The organism is Marinobacterium rhizophilum DSM 18822 (genome assembly GCF_000378045.1).
Taxonomy (GTDB): domain Bacteria; phylum Pseudomonadota; class Gammaproteobacteria; order Pseudomonadales; family Balneatricaceae; genus Marinobacterium_A; species Marinobacterium_A rhizophilum.
Genome location: NZ_KB899116.1, coordinates 18,281 through 41,097 on the forward strand (window position 1 = coordinate 18,281; position 22,817 = coordinate 41,097).

At 58.6% G+C, this 22,817-nt stretch carries 19 protein-coding genes; 5 read left to right on the plus strand and 14 right to left on the minus strand.

The features are described from left to right. Positions 1–3 precede the first annotated feature (3 nt). The 4 genes from rbfA (at position 4) to pnp (ending at position 4,147) form a co-directional block, all read left to right on the plus strand. Positions 4–423, plus strand: a complete 420-nt coding sequence (gene rbfA, locus F451_RS26285) for a 30S ribosome-binding factor RbfA (RefSeq protein ID WP_020683564.1) — start codon at positions 4–6, stop codon at positions 421–423. Between the two features lie 3 nt (positions 424–426). Then, on the plus strand, positions 427–1,380 hold the full coding sequence (gene truB, locus F451_RS0121925) for a tRNA pseudouridine(55) synthase TruB (RefSeq protein WP_020683565.1): 954 nt from the start codon (positions 427–429) through the stop codon (positions 1,378–1,380). Positions 1,381–1,522: 142 nt separating this feature from the next. Beyond that, complete coding sequence (gene rpsO / locus F451_RS0121930) at positions 1,523–1,792, plus strand: 30S ribosomal protein S15 (protein ID WP_026291973.1); 270 nt, start codon at positions 1,523–1,525, stop codon at positions 1,790–1,792. Positions 1,793–2,041: 249 nt separating this feature from the next. Next, complete coding sequence (gene pnp, locus F451_RS0121935; RefSeq protein ID WP_020683567.1) at positions 2,042–4,147, plus strand: polyribonucleotide nucleotidyltransferase; 2,106 nt, start codon at positions 2,042–2,044, stop codon at positions 4,145–4,147. 69 nt (positions 4,148–4,216) lie between these two features. Here pnp and F451_RS0121940 read toward each other — a convergent pair whose 3' ends face one another. From F451_RS0121940 to rsuA, 3 genes are read right to left on the minus strand one after another with little or no spacing between them, the layout of a single operon-like run. After that, positions 4,217–4,897, minus strand: coding sequence for a YciC family protein (locus tag F451_RS0121940; RefSeq protein WP_020683568.1), 681 nt, complete (start codon positions 4,895–4,897; stop codon positions 4,217–4,219). A gap of 9 nt (positions 4,898–4,906) precedes the next feature. After that, positions 4,907–5,956, minus strand: a complete 1,050-nt coding sequence (locus tag F451_RS0121945; protein WP_020683569.1) for a class I SAM-dependent methyltransferase — start codon at positions 5,954–5,956, stop codon at positions 4,907–4,909. Next, entirely contained in the window at positions 5,953–6,651 is a 699-nt protein-coding gene (rsuA, locus tag F451_RS0121950; protein ID WP_020683570.1) for a 16S rRNA pseudouridine(516) synthase RsuA, read from the minus strand. The genes F451_RS0121945 and rsuA overlap by 4 nt, the downstream gene beginning before the upstream one ends. A gap of 142 nt (positions 6,652–6,793) precedes the next feature. Between rsuA and F451_RS0121955 the strand changes: the two genes are divergently transcribed. Next, on the plus strand, positions 6,794–7,630 hold the full coding sequence (locus tag F451_RS0121955; protein WP_020683571.1) for a 6-carboxytetrahydropterin synthase: 837 nt from the start codon (positions 6,794–6,796) through the stop codon (positions 7,628–7,630). Between the two features lie 19 nt (positions 7,631–7,649). Here the strand turns inward: F451_RS0121955 and F451_RS26290 are convergent, their stop codons facing one another. The 11 genes from F451_RS26290 to dksA all read right to left on the minus strand — a co-directional run bounded on the left by F451_RS26290 (position 7,650) and on the right by dksA (position 22,663). Further along, positions 7,650–9,812, minus strand: a complete 2,163-nt coding sequence (locus F451_RS26290) for a DUF6351 family protein (protein ID WP_020683572.1) — start codon at positions 9,810–9,812, stop codon at positions 7,650–7,652. A 352-nt stretch (positions 9,813–10,164) separates the two neighbouring features. Further along, the gene (locus tag F451_RS0121965) at positions 10,165–11,346 is read right to left on the minus strand and encodes an acetyl-CoA C-acetyltransferase (RefSeq protein ID WP_020683573.1); all 1,182 of its coding nucleotides are present in this window, start codon (positions 11,344–11,346) and stop codon (positions 10,165–10,167) included. Positions 11,347–11,792: 446 nt separating this feature from the next. Then, a complete protein-coding gene (gene panC, locus F451_RS0121970; RefSeq protein WP_020683574.1) occupies positions 11,793–12,641 on the minus strand; it encodes a pantoate--beta-alanine ligase in 849 nt (282 codons plus the stop codon). Between the two features lies 1 nt (position 12,642). Then, entirely contained in the window at positions 12,643–13,437 is a 795-nt protein-coding gene (gene panB, locus F451_RS0121975) for a 3-methyl-2-oxobutanoate hydroxymethyltransferase (RefSeq protein WP_020683575.1), read from the minus strand. A gap of 40 nt (positions 13,438–13,477) precedes the next feature. Next, on the minus strand, positions 13,478–13,969 hold the full coding sequence (folK, locus tag F451_RS0121980) for a 2-amino-4-hydroxy-6-hydroxymethyldihydropteridine diphosphokinase (protein WP_020683576.1): 492 nt from the start codon (positions 13,967–13,969) through the stop codon (positions 13,478–13,480). After that, positions 13,962–15,326: a polynucleotide adenylyltransferase PcnB gene (pcnB, locus tag F451_RS0121985; RefSeq protein ID WP_156826591.1), complete on the minus strand. Its 1,365-nt coding sequence runs from the start codon at positions 15,324–15,326 to the stop codon at positions 13,962–13,964. Before pcnB ends, folK begins: the two co-directional genes overlap by 8 nt. Before the next feature lie 1,447 nt (positions 15,327–16,773). Next, positions 16,774–18,162, minus strand: coding sequence for a sigma-54-dependent transcriptional regulator (locus F451_RS0121990; RefSeq protein ID WP_020683578.1), 1,389 nt, complete (start codon positions 18,160–18,162; stop codon positions 16,774–16,776). 41 nt (positions 18,163–18,203) lie between these two features. Continuing rightward, positions 18,204–21,119, minus strand: coding sequence for an ATP-binding protein (locus F451_RS0121995; protein WP_020683579.1), 2,916 nt, complete (start codon positions 21,117–21,119; stop codon positions 18,204–18,206). Next, positions 21,112–21,288: a hypothetical protein gene (locus F451_RS28135; RefSeq protein ID WP_026291975.1), complete on the minus strand. Its 177-nt coding sequence runs from the start codon at positions 21,286–21,288 to the stop codon at positions 21,112–21,114. The genes F451_RS0121995 and F451_RS28135 overlap by 8 nt, the downstream gene beginning before the upstream one ends. Next, positions 21,261–22,181, minus strand: coding sequence for a tRNA glutamyl-Q(34) synthetase GluQRS (gluQRS, locus tag F451_RS0122005; RefSeq protein ID WP_020683581.1), 921 nt, complete (start codon positions 22,179–22,181; stop codon positions 21,261–21,263). The genes F451_RS28135 and gluQRS overlap by 28 nt, the downstream gene beginning before the upstream one ends. 53 nt (positions 22,182–22,234) lie before the next feature. Next, positions 22,235–22,663, minus strand: coding sequence for an RNA polymerase-binding protein DksA (gene dksA, locus F451_RS0122010; protein WP_020683582.1), 429 nt, complete (start codon positions 22,661–22,663; stop codon positions 22,235–22,237). Positions 22,664–22,817 lie beyond the last annotated feature (154 nt).

Consider the following 22,817-nt stretch of genomic DNA (forward strand, 5'->3'; position numbering starts at 1 on the left):
GCCATGGCACGAGAATTTACTCGAACTCAGCGGGTAGCGGACCAGATCCAGAAGGATCTGGCCCAGCTGATCCAGCGACAGATCAAGGACCCGCGCGTGGGGATGGTTACCGTCAGTCATGTGAAGGTGGCAAAGGATCTCGGTTATGCCGATGTCTATGTCACCGTCATGGCCTTCGGCGAGCAGTCCGATGAAGCACAGACCGTGAAGGAATCACTTTCTGTGCTCAACAAGGCTGCGGGCTTTCTGCGCCACGAACTGGCGCGCGGTATCAAGCTGCGCGTCATGCCGCAACTGCGCTTTCACTTCGACGAAAGCGTCGACCGTGGCCGCCGACTGCACAGCCTGATTACTCAGGTGAACCAGCCGGAACCAGGCGCTGAGCCAGCCGGAGACTCGGCGGACAAAGCGGACGAGGAATAAGGCATGACCGAGGGCAGAAAACGCCGCGGTCGGGCGCTGGACGGCATTCTATTGCTCGACAAGCCCGCCGGGATGACCTCCAACGGCGTACTGCAGCGGGTCAAGCGGCTGTATGGCGCGGCCAAGGCCGGCCATACCGGTGCGCTGGATCCGCTGGCGACCGGCATGCTGCCGATTGCGTTCGGTGAAGCCACCAAGTTTTCCCAGTTCCTGCTGGATGCCGACAAACGCTACCTGACCACGGCCAAGCTGGGTATCCGCACGGATTCCAGCGACGCTGACGGTGCGGTGGTGGAAACCCGTCCGGTACCGGTGCTGGATGAAGCTCAGATTCTCGCGTTGCTGGAAGCGCATTTCTCGGGTGAAATCGAGCAGGTGCCCTCCATGTTCTCGGCCCTCAAGCACAACGGTCAGCCGCTCTACAAGCTGGCGCGCAAGGGGATTCAGGTTGAAGTCAAACCCCGACGCGTCACCATCTTTCACTGTCGCCTGACCGCATTGCGCGAGGACGAAATCGAGCTGGATATTCGCTGCTCCAAGGGCACCTATATCCGTTCTATCGTGGAAGATCTTGGGCTGTTGCTTGGCTGCGGTGCCCATGTACAGCAGCTGCGCCGCCTCGATGCGGGGCCCTACAAGGCCGAGCAGATGATCACGCTGGATGCACTGCAGGACCTGGCTGTAGAACGGCCCGAAGATGGCGGGGAAAAGGGCATACAAGCCCGACTTGATGCGCTATTATTGCCGGTCACCAGTGCCCTGGAGGATATTCCTTCCCTGACGCTGGATGCAGCGCAGACGCAGCGTATCCTCATGGGGCAGCGTCTGGCATTGCCGGAGCAGGCTCCGGCTGAGCTGATAAAACTGATTGCTGGCGAAACCGGAGTTTTTCTGGGTATCGCTGAAATATCTGACGACCGTGTTCTGCGCCCCCGCCGCTTGCTGGCGACGGGCTGAAACGGTCGCTGATAGCCCGGGTTGTCGCTCTTCGCAGTGGCGGGCAAGCTGATTGGCGTTGTACTGATAATATGCTCGGTACATCGTTTCTTCTTAACAGGCGGCACAAGCCGCACGCATATTGATATTGGAGCTGGATAAAATGGCATTAGCTGTAGAGAAAAAAGCAGAGATCGTTAAAGACTTCGCCCGCGGTGAAGGTGATACCGGATCTCCTGAAGTTCAGGTTGCTCTGCTGTCCTTCAACATTCAGGGACTGCAGGATCACTTCAAAGAGCACAAGCACGATCACCACTCCCGTCGTGGTCTGATTCGCATGGTTAACCAGCGCCGCAAGCTGCTGGACTACCTGAAGAAGAAAGATGCTGATCGCTACCTGAAGCTGATCGCGCGCCTGGGTCTGCGCCGCTAAGTTGATGTTACCGGGGCCATACAATGTATGGCCCCAGTTTTATCCAGGGGGCGAAAGTTCCCGCACGCAAGATTCAGCCAGCCGCTTTTGCCGGCTGAGATAAACGCCCTGATATCATCCCAGACTGTTCATCCCGCCCGTACTCAATTGCGCTTTGTCGCAGAGTGCAACTGAGTACTGGCTTTTAACGAAGGACTGAATGCGACGGTTTGGTACAGGGGACGATTCTTCGAACCGATGAGGTAATCCATGTTTCAAGTAACGACCAAAACATTCGATTTCGGTGGCCAGCAGGTCACGCTGGAAACCGGCCGTATTGCCCGTCAGGCAACCGGTGCGGTCATGGTCACCATGGGTGGCGTACAGGTCCTGTGTACAGTTGTTGGCGCCAAAAGCCAGCGCGAAGGCCAGGATTTCTTCCCGCTGTCTGTGCACTACCAGGAAAAATACTACGCCGTAGGCCGTATTCCTGGCGGTTTCTTCAAGCGCGAAGCGCGTCCGACCGAGAAAGAAACCCTGACCTCGCGCCTGATCGACCGTCCGATCCGTCCGCTGTTTCCCAAAGGCTACATGAACGAAGTGCAGGTGATCTGTACTGTCATGTCCGCTGACAAGAAAAACGATCCCGATATCGCTGCGATGATCGGTACCTCTGCGGCGCTGGCGATCTCCGGTCTGCCGTTCCAGGGCCCGATCGGTGGTGCCCGCGTGGGCTTCACCGAAGCTGCTGGTTACATCCTGAACCCGAGCTACGAACAGCTGGAGACCTCCGAGCTGGACATGGTCGTGGCCGGCACCGCCGACGCGGTGCTGATGGTTGAGTCCCAGGCGCAGGAACTGTCTGAAGACGAAATGCTGGGTGCCGTTCTGTTTGCACACCAGGAAATGCAGGTGGCCATCAACGCCATCAACGAACTGGTTGCCGAAGCCGGCAAGTCCAAGTGGGAATGGCAGGCGCCGCAGAAAGACGAAGCCCTGATCGCACAGGTTCGTGGACTGGTTGGCGAAGGCATTGCTGGGGCCTATCAGGTTGCCGACAAGGTTGAGCGTCAGAACCGTCTTGGCGAACTGCGCAAGCAGGCTGTCGATGCCCTGGCCGGCTCAGAAGAAGGCCAGCCGAGCGATCGTGCCATCGGTGGCATCTTCAGCTCACTGGAAAAAGAGATCGTCCGTCACCGCATCATTGAAAGCCAGCCGCGTATCGATGGCCGTGACAACAAGACCGTGCGTGCGATCGATGTTCAGATCAACACCCTGCAGGGCGCCCATGGTTCTTCCCTGTTCACCCGTGGCGAAACGCAGGCCATGGTGACCTGTACGCTGGGCACCAGCCGTGATCAGCAGATGATCGACGCTATCGAAGGCGAACGCAAAGACCCGTTCATGCTGCACTACAACTTCCCTCCGTACTCAGTAGGTGAGGCTGGCCGCATGATGGGCGCTGGTCGTCGCGAAATCGGTCATGGCCGTCTGGCACGTCGCGGTGTCGCGGCGGTTCTGCCGACTCAGGATGAATTCCCGTACACCATCCGTATCGTGTCCGAGATTACGGAGTCCAACGGTTCCAGCTCCATGGCATCTGTCTGTGGTGCCTCTCTGTCCATGATGGATGCGGGCGTACCGTTGAAAGCACCGGTAGCCGGTATCGCCATGGGTCTGGTCAAGGAAGGCGATCGCTTTGCCGTACTGACCGACATCCTGGGTGATGAAGATCACCTCGGCGACATGGACTTCAAGGTTGCCGGTACCGAAGCAGGCGTTACTGCTCTGCAGATGGATATCAAGATCACCGGTATCAATGAAGAGATCATGGAGATCGCTCTGGAACAGGCCTGCGAAGCACGCAAGCACATCCTCGGCGAGATGGCCAAGGTCATCGGCTATGCCCGTCCGGAACTGCCGGACAACGCGCCGGCCATGACGCAGCTGAAGATCAATCCGGAGAAAATCCGTGACCTGATCGGCAAGGGTGGCGCAACCATCCGTGCGCTGACCGAAGAAACCGGCGCCATGATCGATATCGATGATAACGGTACTGTGCGTATCTACGCCGACAACAAGACTGCAGCGAAAGCCGCTATCGAGCGTGTACAGGCGATTACGGCAGAAGCCGAAGTCGGCAAGATCTACGAAGGCAAGGTTGTTCGCATTGAAGACTTCGGTGCTTTCATCAACATCCTGCCGGGCAAGGATGGTCTGGTGCACATCTCTCAGATTGCCGACAAGCGGGTCGAGAAGGTCACCGACTACGTCAACATGGACGATATCGTCAAGGTCAAGGTCCTGGACGTAGACGTCCGTGGCCGCATCAAGCTGTCCATGCGCGATATGGTTGCAGACGAGTCTGCTTCCTGAGCCTGACCGGCTGAATAAAAAAACCGCCTGAAAAGGCGGTTTTTTTTGGTCTGCGTTTTACCGGGCTTGTCAGGCCGCCGCGCTTTCGCTGCGCATCAGCGAGTAGATGCGAAAGCCGTACACGGTAACCAGTGTTCCCATCAGGTCGAAGACCACGCTCAGGAATGCATCGACGGGGGGGGTGCTGATACCGGCTGTTTCGGCCAGGTAAAGCAGTGGCGCCTCGATCAGGAACAGCGCGCCGAAAATGAGCAGCAGCCCCTTGAGAAGCAACCCGAAGTAGACCTCGGACTCGGCCCAGCTCTGGCGTAGCGATGCCACCGGTTTACGGTCTTCAAGTACGCAGATGTAGTCGGCAAACACCAGTCGTACGCCTGCATAGATACCCGGCACGATCAGGAGCATCAGGCCCAGGGTGACAGCGAAGCCGCTCAGCAGATAGGTAATCAGCAGGCGGCGCCAGTATTTGAGACTCAGGGCCACGGCCTGGAAGGCGCTCAGCGGACGGCTATCCACTGCCGATTGCAGAAACAGGATAGTGGCGCCCCAGTACAGCGGCAGCAGGGTCAGGTTAAGCAGCATCAACAGGCCCGTGCCGGTGTGCATCTGGTTGCTGTTGGCCTCGAAGCCGGAGTCGAGCAGCAGGCCCAGCAGGTTCAGGCCGATAATAAAGGGCAGCTGAATGCGAGCAATGGTGCCCAGGTGACGACGAAAGAAGAACAGGCTCTGGCGGATATATTCAAAGGTCATGGTAAGGGGTCAGGCTCCTGTTTTGGCGTCGGCCAGCAGTACCAGCTTGAAGCTGCCGTCTTCGGCCAGGGTCTGGATACGCCTGAAGCGCGATGCGGCACGGCGTTCCAGCATGATTTGTCGGTTGACTACAAAGGCAGCGATGCCATTGCGATCCAGCAGGCGTGCGGCGGCACTGAGAAAGCGCTCGGTCAGATCGTCCTCGACGCTAAAGCCCGCATGGAAAGGCGGGTTGCAAAGAATAAGCTCGAACGGGCCGTCGATGCCGGCACCACAGCTGGCGGGAATGACCTCGCCGAGAATGCCGAGCTCTGCAAAGTTGCGCTGGCAGGCGGCAATGGCGGCGGCATTGTTGTCGGTGGCCGTAATCGGAGCCCCCAGGCGTGCCGCCTGAACCGACAAATAGCCGTAACCACAGCCCAAGTCCAGAATTCGCCTGGGCGGTGCCTGTAGCTCGGCGACGAACGTATCGAGCTGCTGTATGAGAAAGGCGCTGCCCCGGTCGATCTTGTCCCAGCCGAACACGCCGGGCTTACTCCAGTAGCGGAAGTGCTCATCCGCACAGGCCTGCCTGAGTTGCGAGTAGTCGCGGTCATCCAGCGGGGAGCCCGGCTGCTCGGGCCGGGTAAAAATGCCGCGCCAGCAGTTGGCGCTGGCTTTTTCGGTCTCGGCCCGGCCCGCAAAGAGCACACGGGTGCGGTCGAGGTAGCCCTTGATGCCTTCGCCCTTGTCGCCGCTGAGGATCAGTTGGCCGCCGATCTTGAGTACCCGCAGGGCCTGGTTGATGTTGTGGTGTACCAGTGCCTTTTCCTTGGAGACGCGGTAAATAACCCGGGTAACCGAGCCTGCCGGGATTCCGCTCAGGTCGAAGTCGGACCAGTCGGCCTGCCAGCCGCGTTCCTGTGCGGACTGCACCAGGTCCAGCCGGTTGGCGATCATGTGAATATTGCTGCGTGGCGCAATCTGGCTGCGCAGCAGGTTCTCGTCAGCCAGCCAGAGCGTATGCGCGGGGGCATCTTGTATAAAGGGCAGTAGCAGGTTGAAGGCCGGATCGTTCATGGTTTGATACTGGCGATCTCTTCGTCCGTGAGGAAGCGGTATTCGCCGGGCGCGAGTTCGGGATCGAGGCTGATGCTGCCGATCTGCTCACGGTGCAGTGCGGTGACCTTGTTGCCCAGCGCTGCGAACATGCGCTTGACCTGATGATAGCGGCCTTCTGTCAGATAGACGGTGGCTTCGCGGGGAGCCAATATGTGCAGCTCCGCAGGCTTGGTCAGCTTGTGTTCGCCATGTAGCTTGAGGCCGTCCTGGAAGGCCTGCACCGCAGATTCATCAATGGGGTCGGCCGTTTCCACACGGTAGCGTTTGGCCAGCTTGTGTCGCGGCGAGGTGATGCGGTGTGACCACTTGCCGTCGTCGGTCAGCAGAATCAGCCCGGTGGCGTCGATGTCGAGCCGGCCGCAGCAGTGCAGTTCGTCGTTGCGGGGCAGATCCACCAGGCTGTTGATGGTGGGGTGGCTGGGATCATCGCTGGCGCTCACGTAGCCTTCAGGCTTGTACAGCATCAGATAACGCGGGCCCGGCGCGCCTATGGGCTCGTCATTAAGGCAGACTTCGTCAACCCCCGGCTCAATATGCACGGCGGGATTGTGCGCTTCGCTGCCGTTGAGGCTGACATCACCGCGGTGCATGATGCGGTGTATTTCCTTGCGTGAAATCCCGGTTGCCTGGGATAGATACTTGTCCAGTCTCATAGCTGCTCTGAATGCTGTGTAAATGCGGCTAGTATACCTGAGCCACGGGGAATTTTGTCGGCCCGCAATTGTGTACAAAACATGAAATACGCAGGCGCTTGGGCTAAAATGGCGCCCAGCCAAAGACCTCTATGGAACTCATGTGAAACTGTTTGTCGATAACCTTACCAACGTCGATTTTTCCTACCTCCACCCGCAGCGCGGTTTGCTGGGCGAATCCTGGCTGGTGCAGCTGGTACTGGATGGCCGGCTTAACGATCAGGGCATGATCTGCGATTTTGGTATCGTCAAAAAGGCCGTCAAGGCCTGGATGGACAAGCACATTGACCACGCGCTGCTGGTGCCCACCGGGCTGCCGCGTCTGCAACATGCCCAGCACGCAGGTGAAACAACAATCGACTGGCTTTACCCCGATGGGCGTCATTTCTACTGCCGATCGCCGGAGCAGGCCATTACCCTGGTGGGCGAGCCGGACATCAGCCCGCAGACCCTGGCGGCCTGGTGCAAAGAGCAGCTGCTGGCGCTGTTTCCCGACGAGGTGCAGGGGCTGGAACTGGCCTTTGTACCCGAACGCATCGAGGGTGCCTTTTACCATTACAGTCACGGCCTGCATCAACACGATGGTAACTGCCAGCGCATTGCCCATGGGCATCGCTCCAAAATTGAAATCTACCTCGACGATCAGCGCGAAGAAGCGCTGGAGGCCCAGTGGGGTGAGCGGTTGCGGGACATCTACATCGGCACTCGCTCACACCTGGTCAGCGAGGCGGACGGCATGCATCACTATCGCTATAACGCCCCCCAGGGCGAATTTGAGCTTAAGCTGCCGGCACAGTACTGCTATGTGATCGACACCGAGACGACGGTCGAGCAGATCGCGCAGCATCTTGCGCTTGCCATCAAGCAGACGCATCCCGCTTGCGCGGTGATGGTGCGTGCGTTTGAAGGTGTCGGCAAGGGCGCAATTGCAACGGCCTGATACTTCTGCCTGGTCTGCCTCAGCGCTGGCCGAGCCCTGGCACACTGTAATCGCATACGCCATCCGGAAAGATGCGCTGCAACTGGGCCCTGTGCGGCTGCATGTCGATGGGGGCATAAAGTCCCCGGTTAAGCGCCTGATCCACACTGATCAGGCTGCACTTGAACAGGTCGCCCCGCAAATCCTCCCCCGCGACTGAGCGTGGTGTACCGTATATCGGGTACTGCTGCATGCAGGTTCCGGGCGTCTTGCCGTTCCAGCTGCCGTTCCACACGTCTTTGCCTGCGGCGATCAGGCGACCATTCGCGCTGAAACAACTGTCTTGTGCGGTAAGTGGGCGCTTACCTTCGCGCAGCCACTGCAGGAGTGTATCCAGCGCCAGCGGCACAGGATTATCCGGTTTGGCGGTCATCCAGATCAGCTGATTGTCTGCATAACCGTGCTGCTGCAGACGCATGCGGGTACTGAAGGCGGCACTGCTGTGATGCATATCCAGTGCCGGCTCCAGGTAATGGCGCAGATCTATGATGGGAATCGACAGCTCGCCGGTAAAAACCAGTCCTGCCTGCACGGCAGCCTGAATGGCCTCAGTATCCCCGTGGCTGCGCGCTGCGGGGGTGTAACCGGCATCCGGTGAAAGCTGCATATTCTGGTCACTCCAGGGGCTGAATGCGAACAGGTCGTCATCGCCGTTCAGGAGCCAGAAGCGCTCTTGCTGCATCTGTGCAGGCGGCTTCCATCCCCCAATGTTGGCATTCAGGTGCACGAAGGTATCGACGCTGATCTGGCCCTCAAGCAGTGCCTGCAAGCCGTATTGCACGCCGACATTGTCCCATGTCTGGCGCGCATAGCCGTTTTCATCCACGCCGTAGATATAGCGCAGGTCCTCCCAGTGAGACCAGTGGACCTGGCGTTTGACTTCGGGGCTGAAGCGCGGATCAAAGTGAACAAAGCGCGGGTTGTTGACCAGAGGCGTCAGGCCGCGCCAGGCCAGGCTGCATTCGCTGCCGCCCAGTGGCCAGTGCGGCGCCCGGCCACGGATGATCATGGCCAGCTCGTACAGCCAGGTGCGGCTGTCGTGGACACCGTCGCGGCTGTTCAGCCCCGCCACCTTGCGCCGCGCAGGCCAGCTCCAGGTCGTCTGCGCGGTCTGGTCGAAATAGTACTCCAGCAGCTCGCAGTCGAACGCGTAGATGGTCTGGGTCAGCATGTCCGGATAGGCGTAAAGCGCAATGCCGGCATCGAGCAGACCAGTGCCGTTCTGGCCAATCAGGTACTGCTGTATGGCGCCGCCAGAGCCGCCGATCCCCAGGGTAAACTCAGGTGTCCCGTAGCGAGCGCTGAACTGGCGCTTTACGCGCCCGGCCGTTTCTTCGGCCAGCCAGATATTGTAGTGGTTTGAGGTCTGGTTGCCGGTCGAATAGGCGATGGCATAGCCCTGGCGAAGCTGATCGATGCGCCGCTCGGGCAGATCGGTATTCCGCAGGCGTCCCTGGCGATAGCCGATGCCCACGCCGCCACGGAACTGATAGATCAACTGGTGGTTCCAGTACTGCATGTCTGGTACCGCGGGGCGGTCGTTGGGGCCGCGCAGGGTGGTGATGTTGTAGATAAAGCGATTGATGGTGCCCGTTTCGCTACGCACCACGAAATCGATGTCCTGTCCGTTGATGTGAATACGGGCGATATCGCCGTTGGCCTGGTCAAGGGGATAGAACTGGCTGGTACCAGCGCGGTTGTAGTAGTAACTCACCTGTGTCGGGTACAGGCAGTCCTTGCTGTAGCCGAGCCGCTGCGGTGTTTTTTCGCCCCGCTCATCAAGCGCAAAGACTTCAATGCCAAACCCATCCTGATTGTCCACCAGTGGCTGGCCCAGACCTGAGTCTTCGCCGTCGCAGGCGAAGGGGTACTGCAGGGGACCGGCGTAGATGGGCTCATGCGGGCCAATCTCGCCCAGGCGAATCGGGTACGGGAAGGGGTCTGGCGGGCGCTGCCAGTCGCGGGGGTGAGGGCCACCGTAACTGGGCAGAGGTTGATTAACTCTGGGCGCCATCCCCACCACGGTGGGCATGCGTTCGTACTTGCTTGTGCCAGGCAGGTAGTTCGGTAGCTGGTGCCAGAACCAGACCGCCAGCCCCAGCAGCGGGATCAGAATCAGTGCTGCAATCTTGCCAGCTTTCATACAGCCTCCTCCAATTTGAGTTGGGGCCGAAGTCTGACCGCAGTCATATTCAGGTGTTTTACAGGCTATGACATCAACGCGGCACCCAAGGTTACGCAATGTTGTGTGGGTATCAGCGGGGCAACAGCGGTAAGCCCGCTATCCAATAAGTGCAGTTTAGACGCCGTGATCGTGGCTGGCTGGCAAGTTCGACGCGCAGGCGGGGAAATCGGTCAGGAGGATGAGCCTGGTTAAAGGCGGGGTGGCGCGCTGGGAATGGGCTTGATGCAAACGAACCGGGGGCTCGCGCCCCCGGTAGTTGTTCTGCTGTTAAAACCGGGGCTGCGTGATGCCACCCCGGTGATGCAGGCTCTTAGTCGCGCTCGATTGCCAGCGCGGTGCCCATGCCGCCACCGATGCACAGTGTGGCCAGGCCTTTCTTGGCATCGCGTTTGATCATTTCATGCACCAGGCTGACCAGTACACGGCAGCCGGATGCACCGATCGGGTGGCCCATGGCGATGGCGCCGCCATTGACGTTCACGATGCTGGTATCCCAGCCAAGATCCTTGTTGACCGACATGGCCTGGGCGGCGAAGGCTTCGTTGGCTTCAACCAGTTCCAGGTCTTTCACACCCCAGCCGGCTTTTTCCAGTGCCTTGGTTGTGGCGCAGATCGGACCGGTGCCCATGATGGCCGGATCAACACCTGCCGAGGCGTAGGCCTTGATGCGGGCCAGCGGCTTGAGACCCAGCTCTGCGGCTTTTTCGGCCGAGCAGAGGATCACGGCGGCGGCGCCATCGTTGATGGTGGAGCTGTTGCCCGCGGTGACGGTACCGTCACGCTTGAAGGCCGGGCGCAGTTTGCCCAGGGCTTCGGCAGTGACGCCAAAGCGCGGCTGTTCATCGGTATCGAAGACAACCGGATCACCCTTGCGCTGCGGGATGATTACCGGAATGATTTCGTCCTTGAAACGACCGGAGGTCACAGCAGCTTCTGCCTTGTTCTGGGACGCAGCAGCAAAGGCATCCTGCTCTTCGCGTGAGAAACCGTATTTTTCAACGATGTTCTCGGTGGTGATACCCATGTGGTAGTCATTGAACGCATCCCAGAGGCCGTCCTTGATCATGGTATCGACCATGCTCCAGTCGCCCATGCGGGCGCCGTTGCGTGAGTTGGGCAGGACGTGCGGGGAAGCGCTCATGTTTTCCTGGCCGCCGGCGATGATGATGTCGGCATCGCCGCAGCGAATCGCCTGGGTGGCCAGCTGCAGGGCCTTGAGGCCTGAGCCGCAGACCTTGTTGATGGTCATGGCCGGCACTTCGTTCGGCAGGCCGCCCTTGATGGCAGACTGACGAGCAGGGTTCTGGCCGCAACCGGCGGCCAGAACCTGGCCGAGAATGACTTCATCGACCAGAGCGGGGTTAATTTGGGATTTTTCCAGCAGTGACTTGATGACGGTGGCCCCGAGGTCGACTGCGGAGATGGCAGCCAGGGAACCATTGAAGGTGCCAATAGCCGTACGGCCAGCAGCTACAATTACAACGTCGCGCATAGGTGTGCCTCTATAATTGTTGGTAGCGTCTCAATTGTGGTGCGGCGGGACTGTCCGGGTTGAGTCTGAGTGATGCTCACCTGGCTGGGTCGTGATGCGGACAAGCGCTTTACGGGCTGCCAGCAAACCGGCTGGTGGTCGTTCATCTCAGATAGATCAGACAGACTGCTGCGGATCAGCATAACGGGGAAATATGTTCCCATTATTGCAGGGGCGAAATAAAACTCAGACGTTCGGCAACGCGGGAAGGTTGCCGGCCAAATCGCCACCTGCAGATCCATGTCGCACTTTGTTATTACGTTTTTAATAATGCGACCGGGACAGTCTGCGCGAGCGGTTCTCTGTTTGTCAAGCACACAGCCTGCAAGCAGGCCGCATGCTGTGGCGTGGGGCGGGCATACGGGGGGCGTGAGGATGGCTGACGACGGGTCGAAGCCATCCGGGTATCAGAGATCGAATTCGAGATTGTCGATCAGGCGGGCGGCGCCCAGGTAGGCTGCGCTGAGAATCACCAGCTGCTGATCCGAGTCACCGGCCGGTTGCAGGTCGCTGCGCCGCACAATGCGCATGAAGTCGCCCTTGAAGCCGACGTTTTCCAGCTCGGCAAGGGCCTGGCGCGTTAGCTGGTCGTAATCCCGTCGGCCGTCCTGAATCACCTGTGCGGTTTCGCGCAGTACGCGGTTCAATGTCGGTGCAATGGCAAGCTCCGCAGGGCTGAGGTAGCCGTTGCGTGAACTGAGCGCCAGTTGGTTCCGGTCGCGCACGATGCTCACGCCGTGAATCTCGATGGGCATGCAGAGATCGGCCACCATGCGGCGGATAATCAGCAGCTGCTGGTAATCCTTGCTGCCAAAGAAGGCAGAGTCCGGCTGGACGATGCCAAACAGCTTGCTGACTACCGTGGTGACGCCGCGAAAGTGCCCTGGACGGGTGCTGCCGCAATGCATCTCCGACAGTTCGGGTACTTCAACAATGGTCTGCTTTTCGCGGCCATTGGGGTACATCTCGGCTTCACTGGGCACAAACAGGTAGTCGCAGCCGGCGGCGGCGAGTTTGATCTGATCAGCCTCCAGTGTGCGAGGGTAGCTGTCCAGGTCTTCGTTGGGGCCGAACTGAAGCGGGTTGACGAAAACGGTCGCGACGATGATGTCAGCGTGCTGGCGTGCCTGATTGACCAGCTCCACATGGCCGGCGTGCAGGTTACCCATGGTCGGTACCAGGCCGATTGTCTTGCCAGCCTGGCGTGCTGCTTTCAGTTGTTCGCGTAATGCCGGAATATGGTGAATAGTCTGCATATCACTCGAATCCATGCTCATCGGCTGGAAAGGTGCCGGCGCGGACCTGTTCACCGTAGCTCTGAATGGCGCCTGCAATGCTGTCAGCGTCGGCCATAAAGTCTTTTACAAAACGCGGCTTGCGGCCTGCCGTAATGCCCAGCATGTCGTGCAGGACCAGTACCTGGGCATCAGTCTGTGGGCCTGCGCCTATGCCGATCACCGGGATGTCGACCGCGCGGGAGATTTCTCCGGCCAGCAGCGACGGTACACACTCAAGCAGCAGCATGCTGGCACCCTGTTGTTCCAGCACAATGGCATCATCGATCATCTGTCGAGCGCTGGTCGCGTCGCGCCCCTGTACACGGTAACCGCCCAGGCGGTTAACCGCCTGGGGCGTCAGCCCCAGGTGGGCGCAGACCGGGACGCCGCGATCGGCCAGCAGGGCGATGGTCTCAGCCAGCCAGGCACCGCCTTCAATCTTGATAATATGGGCGCCGGCCTGCATCAGTTTGCCGGCGTTGAGCATGGCCTGCTCTGGCGTGGCGTAGCTCATGAACGGCAGATCGCTCATCACCATGGCGCCTTGGTTGCCGCCTGCAACGCAGCGGGTGTGGTAGGCCATTTCATCCACCGTGACCGGCAGGGTGCTGTCGTGGCCCTGAAGAACCATGCCCAGGGAGTCACCCACCAGAATGACCTCTGTACCAGCGCTACTGACCAGCTGTGCAAAACAGGCATCGTACGCGGTCAGAACTGCGAACTTCTTACCATCCTGCTTGAGCGCTGAGAGGGTGTGTAGAGTGACGTTGTTCATAGGGGAGCTCGGCTTTTCGTTTGACTTCAACGGTTCCGGATTATAACGAGATCCGTTCCAGTGTGCCTATAGGGTATTCACTTAACAGCGTTGCCAGCGGGCGACCATCCTGCAGTGCCAGATCGGGGCTGATTTCACTCAGGGGCCAAAGTACAAAGTTGCGTTCATGCATGCCTGGGTGAGGAACCGACAGTCGTTCAGTGGATATGGTTTCCTCACCGTACAGCAGCAGGTCCAGGTCCAGCGTGCGGGGGCCCCAGCGCTCCAGCCGTACGCGTTGATGCAGTTGCTCCAATGCCTGTAGTTGATCCAGCAGGCTGTGCGCATCCAGTGTCGTTTCGAGCAGTGCCACGGCGTTAACGTAGTCCGGCTGATCCTGTGGTCCCATGGGTGGGGAGCGATACAGGCTGGAGTGGGTCAGCAAGTGAGTGCCGGGCAGTGTCGCCAGCTCCTCCAGAGCGCGCGCAACCTGTTGTTGCGGCGAGTCCAGATTACTGCCCAGGCCTATATAGCAGCGGATGGCCTTATGCATCGCGCTGGCGGGTACGAGGCTTGCGCCGACGCTTGCGCGGTTTGGCGGCAGAGGGGCTGAGATCGTCCTGGAGCGATGCTCGGTCATTGCTATTGGCGCTCTGGTAATCAGTCCACCACTGACTCAGGCCATCCAGGTCTTCACCACTGGACTCACGCAAAAGCAGCAGGTCGTAGGCGGCCCTGAAGCGTGGATGCTCCATCAGGCGTTCTGCGCGGTTACCCTGGCGTTTGGGAAGGCGTAGCTGTAACTCCCAGATTTCGCGTAGCGGGGTAGAGAAGCGACGGGGTATCGCGGTATGGCGGATCTGGGCGGCGATGACCTCATTGGCCGCTTCGTGCAGCGCTGGCAAGGGCGGCATGCGGCCTTCTTTCATCAGACTGTTCAGACGCAGCTGCATGGGATACCAAAGCAAGGCGGCGAACAGGAAGGCGGGTGTAACGCTCTTGCCCTGTTCCAGCCGGCGGTCGGTATTGCGCAGTGCCTTGAGAATCAGTTCCTCTACCGGCAGGCCTGCAGCGGGGCCTCGCTTGATTGCACTCTGGACCTGGGGGAACAGTTGCTCGAACAGGCCGTACGTCTGCATCTGCTTGTAGGCGGCAACACCATGGCCGGACTGCAGCAGCTTGAGCACTTCATCAAACATGCGTGCGGCGGCAATATCTCGCAACAGCGGAGCCAGTTCAGGGATGGGTGCCGCGGTAGCCGGTTCAATGTCGAACTCCAGTTTGGCAGCAAAACGAACAGCCCGCAGCATGCGTACGGGGTCTTCGCGGTAGCGTGACGCAGGGTCGCCGATCATGCGAATGACCTTATGCCCGATATCGCGGTAGCCGCCGGCGAAGTCATGCACGCTGTGGTCCTGGGCCGAGTAGTAGAGGGCGTTGATGGTGAAGTCGCGGCGCAAGGCGTCTTCGCGCAGCGTGCCATAGACGTTGTCGCGCAGTATCAGACCGCTGGCGGCCTGGCGGCCGTCTTCGCCATCTTCGTTTCGGTCTTCCGTGTCATGTCCGGCGCGGAAGGTTGCAACTTCGATCACTTCACGCCCAAAGCGGACATGGACCAGCTTGAAGCGGCGGCCGATCAGACGCGAGCGCCGAAACAGTTCTTCGGCCTGTTCCGGTGTGGCGGACGTGGCTACATCGAAGTCCTTGGGACGCAGACCCAGCAGAATATCGCGTATGCAACCTCCCACGAGATAGGCTTCATGACCATCATCGTTAAGGCGATGAACGACTTTCAGCGCATTCTCATCGAGATGCTGGCGGGGGATGTTGTGTTGGTCTCGGGTGATGACGCTTTCAAGCGTGCTGCCTTCAGTGGCAGACTTCTCATCAGTATCCAGCTTGGGTGCCATATATCTTCTACGCAGTAGCAGGGTGGCGCCAATAAGGATAACCGCAATAGCCGCGGCTATGAACAGGCTCATATCCATAAGTGTTTGTTTTTTGTTCGCCCTGGCGGTGGAAGTCGCGCATCATATCACTGTTGCCGGCTCAGTATAAGAGTGGCTTTTTGGCGCGGTGCTAAGCTGGAATGGCAGATCGGAAGGGGGGGTGAATAAAAGATGAGTTAGCCGACCACCGTGATTAGAACGCAACCTGTGACTTATTTTTATTCAGGTCAATGCGATTCTCAATCTAGGGTTTGGGGACCTTCGTGACAACGCACGGCAGTCAGCTACAGGCCTCGTTGTTATTTTTATTCGAGGTGGGTTATCTGGAAGAGTCGACCGAATTTATTTTTATTGTTGGTCTGGTTTCGCAGGTAACGGTGTTGTTGTTCTGGCATGTAATAGAGCATGCATTGTGCCAGTTTTTGTAAGTCATTGTTATTGATGTAAATGTTCGTTTTTTGGGTTCTTTCCAAGACTCAGGGTAACGTCAAAGTGTTACTTTTTGGAACGACTTGGTAGCACCTTGATGGGTAGCAGGGTAACAGCGCGCCCGCCCGGTACAATTAACAGGGGTGACTGCCCCAGGCAGTGCAGAGCAGAATCCAGTGTACAGAAGGGCACCAGGCTTCGGCTCAGAATGTTGATGGCGGCGATCACCAAAAGGTGTCAGGCGTTTGGGTGCAGATGCAGATGCAGATGCTGTGCCTGGATGGGAAGCTAAACTGTGACGGATCTTGCAGTGGCGTGAAGCGCTGCCCTGTAACGGCAACTCCGAAGTTTTAGGTATCCAATAGGGGTCTGGGTGGTCAGCTCGGGCATGAGTGGAGCTGTGGCCGAATGCATCGCAGGTGTGGATTGAGCGCCAGTGACGAGTATCGTGCTTGTCCAGATGCAAGTGTCTGTGAATCAAAAAACGAAGGCAGTGTTGCAAGGGGAAGAAGTACAGGAGGGTAGAACGGAAAAGAGGTTTGAAGCCAGAAGGGGTTCAGTTACGAGATGGGTGGCTGATCACCGGGCAAAAACCATCATGACCTGTTGTTATTTTTATTCAGGTGCGAGGATCGGGGATCCCAGATGCATGTTCGGTGACCAGCGCAGGCCTCATTTATTATTTTTAGTGAGGCTAGCTACTCGTACGATCTCTCCGCAGTTATTTTTATTCTGGAGGTTTCGCCGGTAAGTATTTTGTTGTTCTTCTTAATTCTTGTTTTTCTTGGTTCTTAAGAGTGCACGGCCTGTGCCATGTTTTATAACTTGCTGTTTAATATGAATATTTTTATTATTTAACGCTTTTCATGTCGCAAGGTAACAGCGGTTTGTTACCTTAGGGAACGTCTTGCGAAACATATCTGGGTGCAGAGGTAACACTAAAGCGGTAACACTTTGTTACCGCCTGGCGACCCGGACGTTACTTGCTGCGACTCTTGCGTGGTATGCCAAGCTTCTGACGTCGTTCCCACAGACACTTGCGGCTGACGCCAAGCTTCTTGGCCAGGTCTGTCTCGCTCATGCGATTCTGGTTTTCCAGTACAAAGCGCTGAAAGTAGTCGTCCAGCGACAGGCCTGTCTGAGGCTCGCGTCGGTTGCTGGTCGTGGGCGTGTCGCCCGATTGGTAAGCGTAGCTACGTTCAAACTGATGCAGCCGCGATGCAGGTTCCAGGTCAAGCCCGAGCAGTTCAGTGGTGATCAGCAAGTCATCTGCCAGTATCAGCGCACGCTCGATGGCGTTTTCCAGTTCGCGTACGTTGCCGGGCCAGTGATACTGGGTCATGGCTTCCAGTGTGCCTTCACTGAATCGCGCAGGTGCCAGTCCCATCTTGTTGCAGGCCCGTTGCAGGAAGCGGTTGGCCAGTATCGCGATATCGTTACCGCGGTCACGCAGCGGCGGCATACGCAGTTCCATGACGTACAGTCGATAGTAGAGGTCTTCGCGGAAGTCGCCGTTGCGGGCCATTTCCTTCAGGTTACGATGGGTCGCAGCGACAAGGCGTACATTGACCTGGGTTGAATGCACGGCGCCGACACGACGAATTTCGCTTTCCTGCAGGAAGCGCAGCAGCCGGGCTTGTGCTTCGAGCGGGAGTTCACCGATTTCGTCGAGGAAAAGAGTGCCACCGTTGGCGGCCTCGATCAGGCCACTGCGTGCGCTGTTGGCGCCGGTGAAAGCGCCTTTCTCGTGACCAAACAGTTCGGACTCGATCAGGGTGTCCGGAATGGAGGCACAGTTCACCGAAATGAGGGGCGCGCTGGCGCGATCGCTCTGCTCGTGAATGGCGCGGGCCACCAGCTCCTTGCCGGTACCGGACTCACCCAGGACAAGCACGGTGGCATCGGTACGGGCAACCTTGTCAATGCGGCTCAGCAGCTCCTGCATCGGCGGGCACGAGCCCAGCAGTTCGCTCTTGCTGCCTTTGGAAGGCGCCTCGGTGCCACTGTCCGAAGCCTGGGCCTGGCGGCTGAGTACATTGTCGATGGTACGCAGCATCTCGTCATGGTCAAAGGGCTTGGCGATGTAATCGACCGCGCCGAGCTTCATGGCATCTACGGCAGAGCGCAAGCTGGCATAGCTCGTCATGATAAGTACCGGCACCTGTTTGGCCAGCGTTATCAGCTCGGTGCCCGGCGCGCCGGGCAGACGCAGGTCTGAAATAATAAGGTTGTAATCCTGCAGCTTGAAGCGGCTGGTGGCTTCGTCAACGGAGCCTGCGTCATCGACCTGATAGTCGTGACGTTCGAGCAGGCGACGCAGGGCAGTGCGAATTATCGTTTCATCTTCAACAATCAGAATACGGCTCATTCGGTTCGACCTTGATTCCTACATGCAGGACATAACGCGCGTCAAAGTTCCGACAGCGGAAGTCCAGGTAAGGTGATGACCACTAGAGTGCCTTTATTCTGTTTTTTGTCGGCAGGGCTAAGTATTTCGATATTACCATAGTGTTCCTCGATAATATTGTAGACCAACGGTAAACCCAATCCGGTTCCCTTGCCCGGATCCTTCGTGGTGAAAAAAGGCTCAAACAGACGGTCCTGCAGTTCAGCGGGAATGCCACTGCCTTCGTCCTGCATACGGATGATGACCTTCTCGTCTTCCTGCTCTGCGCTGATGCTGATCAGGCCCAGCTCGGGCGAGGCGTCGCAGGCATTATTGAGCAGGTTAACAAAGACCTGCAGCAGCTGCTGCAGGTCGCCCACGACCTGCAAGTGTGGCGGCACGTCGTTTTGGTAACGCTGGTGTCGGCCGCGGCTGTCGAGCGAGACGAGCTGAATGGCTTCGGCGATGCAGGCATATATATCGACAGGGTCATGCTGGGTGACATGGTCCTGGCGCCCGGTGTGCGCAAAGCGGACCAGTGACTGTACAATGCGGCTGATACGCTTGGTCTGATCGAGGATTTGCTCGCCGGATTCGAGCACCAGCGGACTTTCGGTTTCAAATTTCAGGTTCTGTGCCAGGCAGGCTATGCCAGTGACCGGGTTGCCGATCTCGTGGGCCACTCCTGCGGCGAAGCGCCCGATGGACGCGAGCCGTTCGTTGTGCGCCAGCTTGTCGGCCAGCATGAGCGTGTCGGATTCGTCTTCCAGCAGAATGACCATGCCCGAATGCGCTTTTTGTTCGTTGAGCTGGGCCTTGTGCAGGCTGAACCAGCGTGGCTGGCCATTGACGACCAGTTTCTGGTTCGGCAGGTGTGACCGGTCACTTTCGGTGAAGCAGGTGAACAGCTCGCCCCAGGGGGCTGGCAGCGAGGCGGGACGCCAGGTCAGCACATCGTCTGCCGACAGGCCGGTGTAGTGTTCAATTTCCGCGTTCCAGAACAGAATGCGGCCATCGCTGTCCAGCGTGCAGACTCCCACGGGCAGTTTTTGCAGCGTGAGACGGTGATAACGCCGCAGCTCGTCCAGTTCTGCTGCCAGGCCTCCCAGGCGCTGATGGTATTGCTCCAGCTGGGATTCCAGCAAGTGCACATCGCGAGCCCTGAACCCTTCGATCGGGTCGTGACGATCCAGTGGCTCGAGGATGGTGGCGGCCTCCACTGGCCCGACCAGGCCGGACAAATGTTGCTCCAGCTGAGTGCGCAGGCGCAGCAGGTCCAGCGGCGACAGTACTTCATAGCTGATACCCAGCTGGCCAATGGCGCTTTGCAGCTCACGCTTCGCCGTCTCGGTGCCCAGTCGCGGACGCAGCAGTGCTTCGAAATCTTCCACCCGGGTGGCGTTCAGACGAATGCCCATAGGCTGCTGCATGACATTCAGCATGCAGGCGTCGGCAGCCTTGCGTTCTTCGTCGCCCGTGGGAAGCAGACGTGATGCGACCACCAGTACCACACAGTTGAGCAGCAGGGAAAATACGGCCGACTGATGCCAGTCATCGGTATTGATGTCAAAGTCCAGCACATTGATGTTCTGATCCAGCGCAATCGGCAGCAGCATGGTCAGCAACCAGCTGCCGGTACCGGTGCACAGGCCCAGCACGAATCCCCAGCGGTTAATGCCGGCCCAGAACAGGGTGGCCAGCAGACCGGGCAGGAATTGCAGAAAGGAAATAAAGGCGATCAGCGCCAGCAAATAGAGAGTCTCGGGCCGGGAATACTGGGTATAGAACAAATAGCTGCTGCTCATCAACACCACAATCAGGATGCGGCGCAGCCACAGCAGCCAGTTGTAGAAGCGCACATTGTCGGGTACCTGGGTGATGGGCAGCAGTAGATGGTTCTGCAGCATGGAGGCCATGGAAACGGTCGCAACGATAATGACGCCACTGGCCGCTGAAAGGCCACCCAGAAAGGCAAGCAAGGTCAGTGTCTTGGAGTCGAGTACGACACCGATGTTGAGTACCAGGTACTCGGTGACCTCGGTGGCCTCGAGCTTCATGCCGGCCCAGACGATAATCGGTACTGTCAGCGCCATAAAAAACAGGTACAGGGGCATCAGCCACGAGGCCTTTTGCAGGCTCAGGGCCGATGAGTTTTCGGTGAAGGCCAGATGGTACATATGCGGCATAACGATGGTTGTGGCGAAAAACGCCAGCAGCAGGGTATGCCAGTTCTCGTTTTCCGGGATGTGCTGAATGCTTTTCAGGGCGGCGGGATTATCGGCCAGCCACTGCTCCAGCCCGGCTGGACCGCCAAAAATGATGAACAGCGAATAGCCGGCGATGGCCAGCAGGGCAGCCAGCTTGATCAGCGACTCCACCGCCATGGCCACCACCAGGCCGTTGTTGCGGTTGCGCAACGATGCGTGACGAGCGCCGAACAGAATCGCGAACAGCGCCATGACGGCGCAAAAGGTGGCGGCGATGAGGTCTCGAGGGGCATCCTTGTTGAGCAGGTATAGCGAATCGGCCACCGCCTGGATCTGGATGGCAATCAGGGGCAGGGTGGCGGCGACAACCAGCAATGACGTCAGAGTGCCGACGGGGCCACTGCGAAAGCGGAACGCGAAGAGGTCGGCCAGCGAGCTGAGCTGATGGGTGCGGGAGATCCGCAGAATCGGCACCATGATGGCTGGCGCCAGTACAAAGGCCAGGGTCGCGGCCAAGTAAGAGGTCAGGTAAGTGATACCGGCATCCTGCACCATGCCGAAGATGCCGTAGAAGGTCCAGACACTGGCATAGATCCCCAGTGAGAGTGCATGTACCAGGGGGTGGCGTACCAGTCGCTTGGGCAATTTACCGCGTTCAGTCAGGTAGGCGGCGCCAAACAACACCAGCAAATAACTGACGCCGGCAATGAAAAGAGCATGAATACTAAACATCCCGATGACTCCGGCGCAGGTCGATGAGCCAGCTCAGGGCGATCAGTACGAGCCAGATCAAAAAGGGTCGATACCAGGGGGCATCGGGCTGCAGCCACCAGTCGAGCAGCAATGGGCCTGTCAGGTAAAAGCCGATAATCATTAACAGGGCGGTGCGGTGCAGATACATAGGCCTCCTTGACCCGCGGACCACGGCAGTCCGCGGGTTTTGGGGATGTGCTCCATATTCCAGTGTTCGATGCTCCACCGCAACAATTCGCTGGCGCTGGCATCGCGTAGTTCAGCCGGCGGGTGCTGGCCGAGAAACTCGAGCGCCGCCAGCAGTGCCGGTACCGGGTTGAGCGCATCCAGCGCCGGGGCATGCGTTTGCTTGCTGAGCTTCTGCCCGCTGGCGGAGGTTGCGACCGGGATATGGGCATAGGCCGGCTGCGCGTATCCCAGGTAGCGCTGCAGCTGAATCTGGCAGGGGGTTTCGTCGAGCAGGTCGCTGCCGCGTACCACGTGGCTGATGCCCTGCAAGGCATCGTCTACCACCACGGCAAGCTGATAGGCGAACAACCCATCACGGCGCTGGATCACGAAGTCGCCGTGCGCCCGCGCCAGGTCGTAGTGGTGAGTGCTTTGAATGGCGTCCTGCAGCCTGATAACGCCCGCTTCGCAGCGCGCGCGTATGGCACAGGCCTCGGCACGAGGCGGATGTTGCGCAAGGCAGTGACCATCATAACGAATGCTGCCGGTACGCGTGAATATCTGCTTGCGTGAACATGAGCAGCGGTAGGCCAGCTGTTGCTGCAGCAGCTGGTCAATGACGTCGTGATAAAATTCGCTGCGCTGACTCTGGTACAGCACTTCACCGTCCCATTCGAAGCCGAATGCTTCCAGGGTCGAGAGAATCAGGGCGCTGGCGCCAGGCTGTTCACGCGGCGGGTCGAGATCTTCGATACGGACAAGCCATTGACCCTGACGGGCGCGGGCATCCGCATAACTGGCAAGGGCTGCCAGTAGAGAACCGAAGTGAAGTGGGCCGGTTGGAGATGGGGCGAAACGTCCGATATAGCGCAAGGGTCAGGGTCCTACGCTGTATCCGGCCGCCTGGGCGGCCGGTGCAGGATGGGTCAGCCGCCGAGCTGCTTTTCCTTGATTTCCGCCAGCGTTTTGCAGTCGATGCAAAGCGTTGCGGTAGGCCGTGCCTCAAGGCGACGAATGCCTATTTCAATGCCGCAGGCATCGCAGAAACCGTATTCATCTTCGTCGATGCGCTCAACCGCTTCGTCTATCTTGCGGATCAGCTTGCGCTCACGATCGCGGGTGCGCAGTTCGAGGCTGAATTCCTCTTCCTGGCTGGCGCGGTCACTGGGATCGGCAAAGTTGGATGCTTCTTCCTGCAAATGATGGATAGTGCTGTCTACTTCTTCCATCAACTGCCGTTTCCAGGCATTCAGAATCTGTCGAAAATGCTCGCGATGAGCATCGCACATGTACTCTTCGCCCGTATCGAGATCGTAGGGCTTAAAGTGCGTAAACTGAGAATCATTTGTTGGCATAGTCTCGCCTCACGTCTCCGAGTCCTCCGAACTGTTACAGCCCGGTTCGGTTATCCCTATCTGCCTAAAGCCGTGCAACCGCCGGCACTGGAAGGCGACGAAGTTACCAGAACCCTTTTCATTAGGCTAGCCTTTATAACCAAATTCGCCAGTG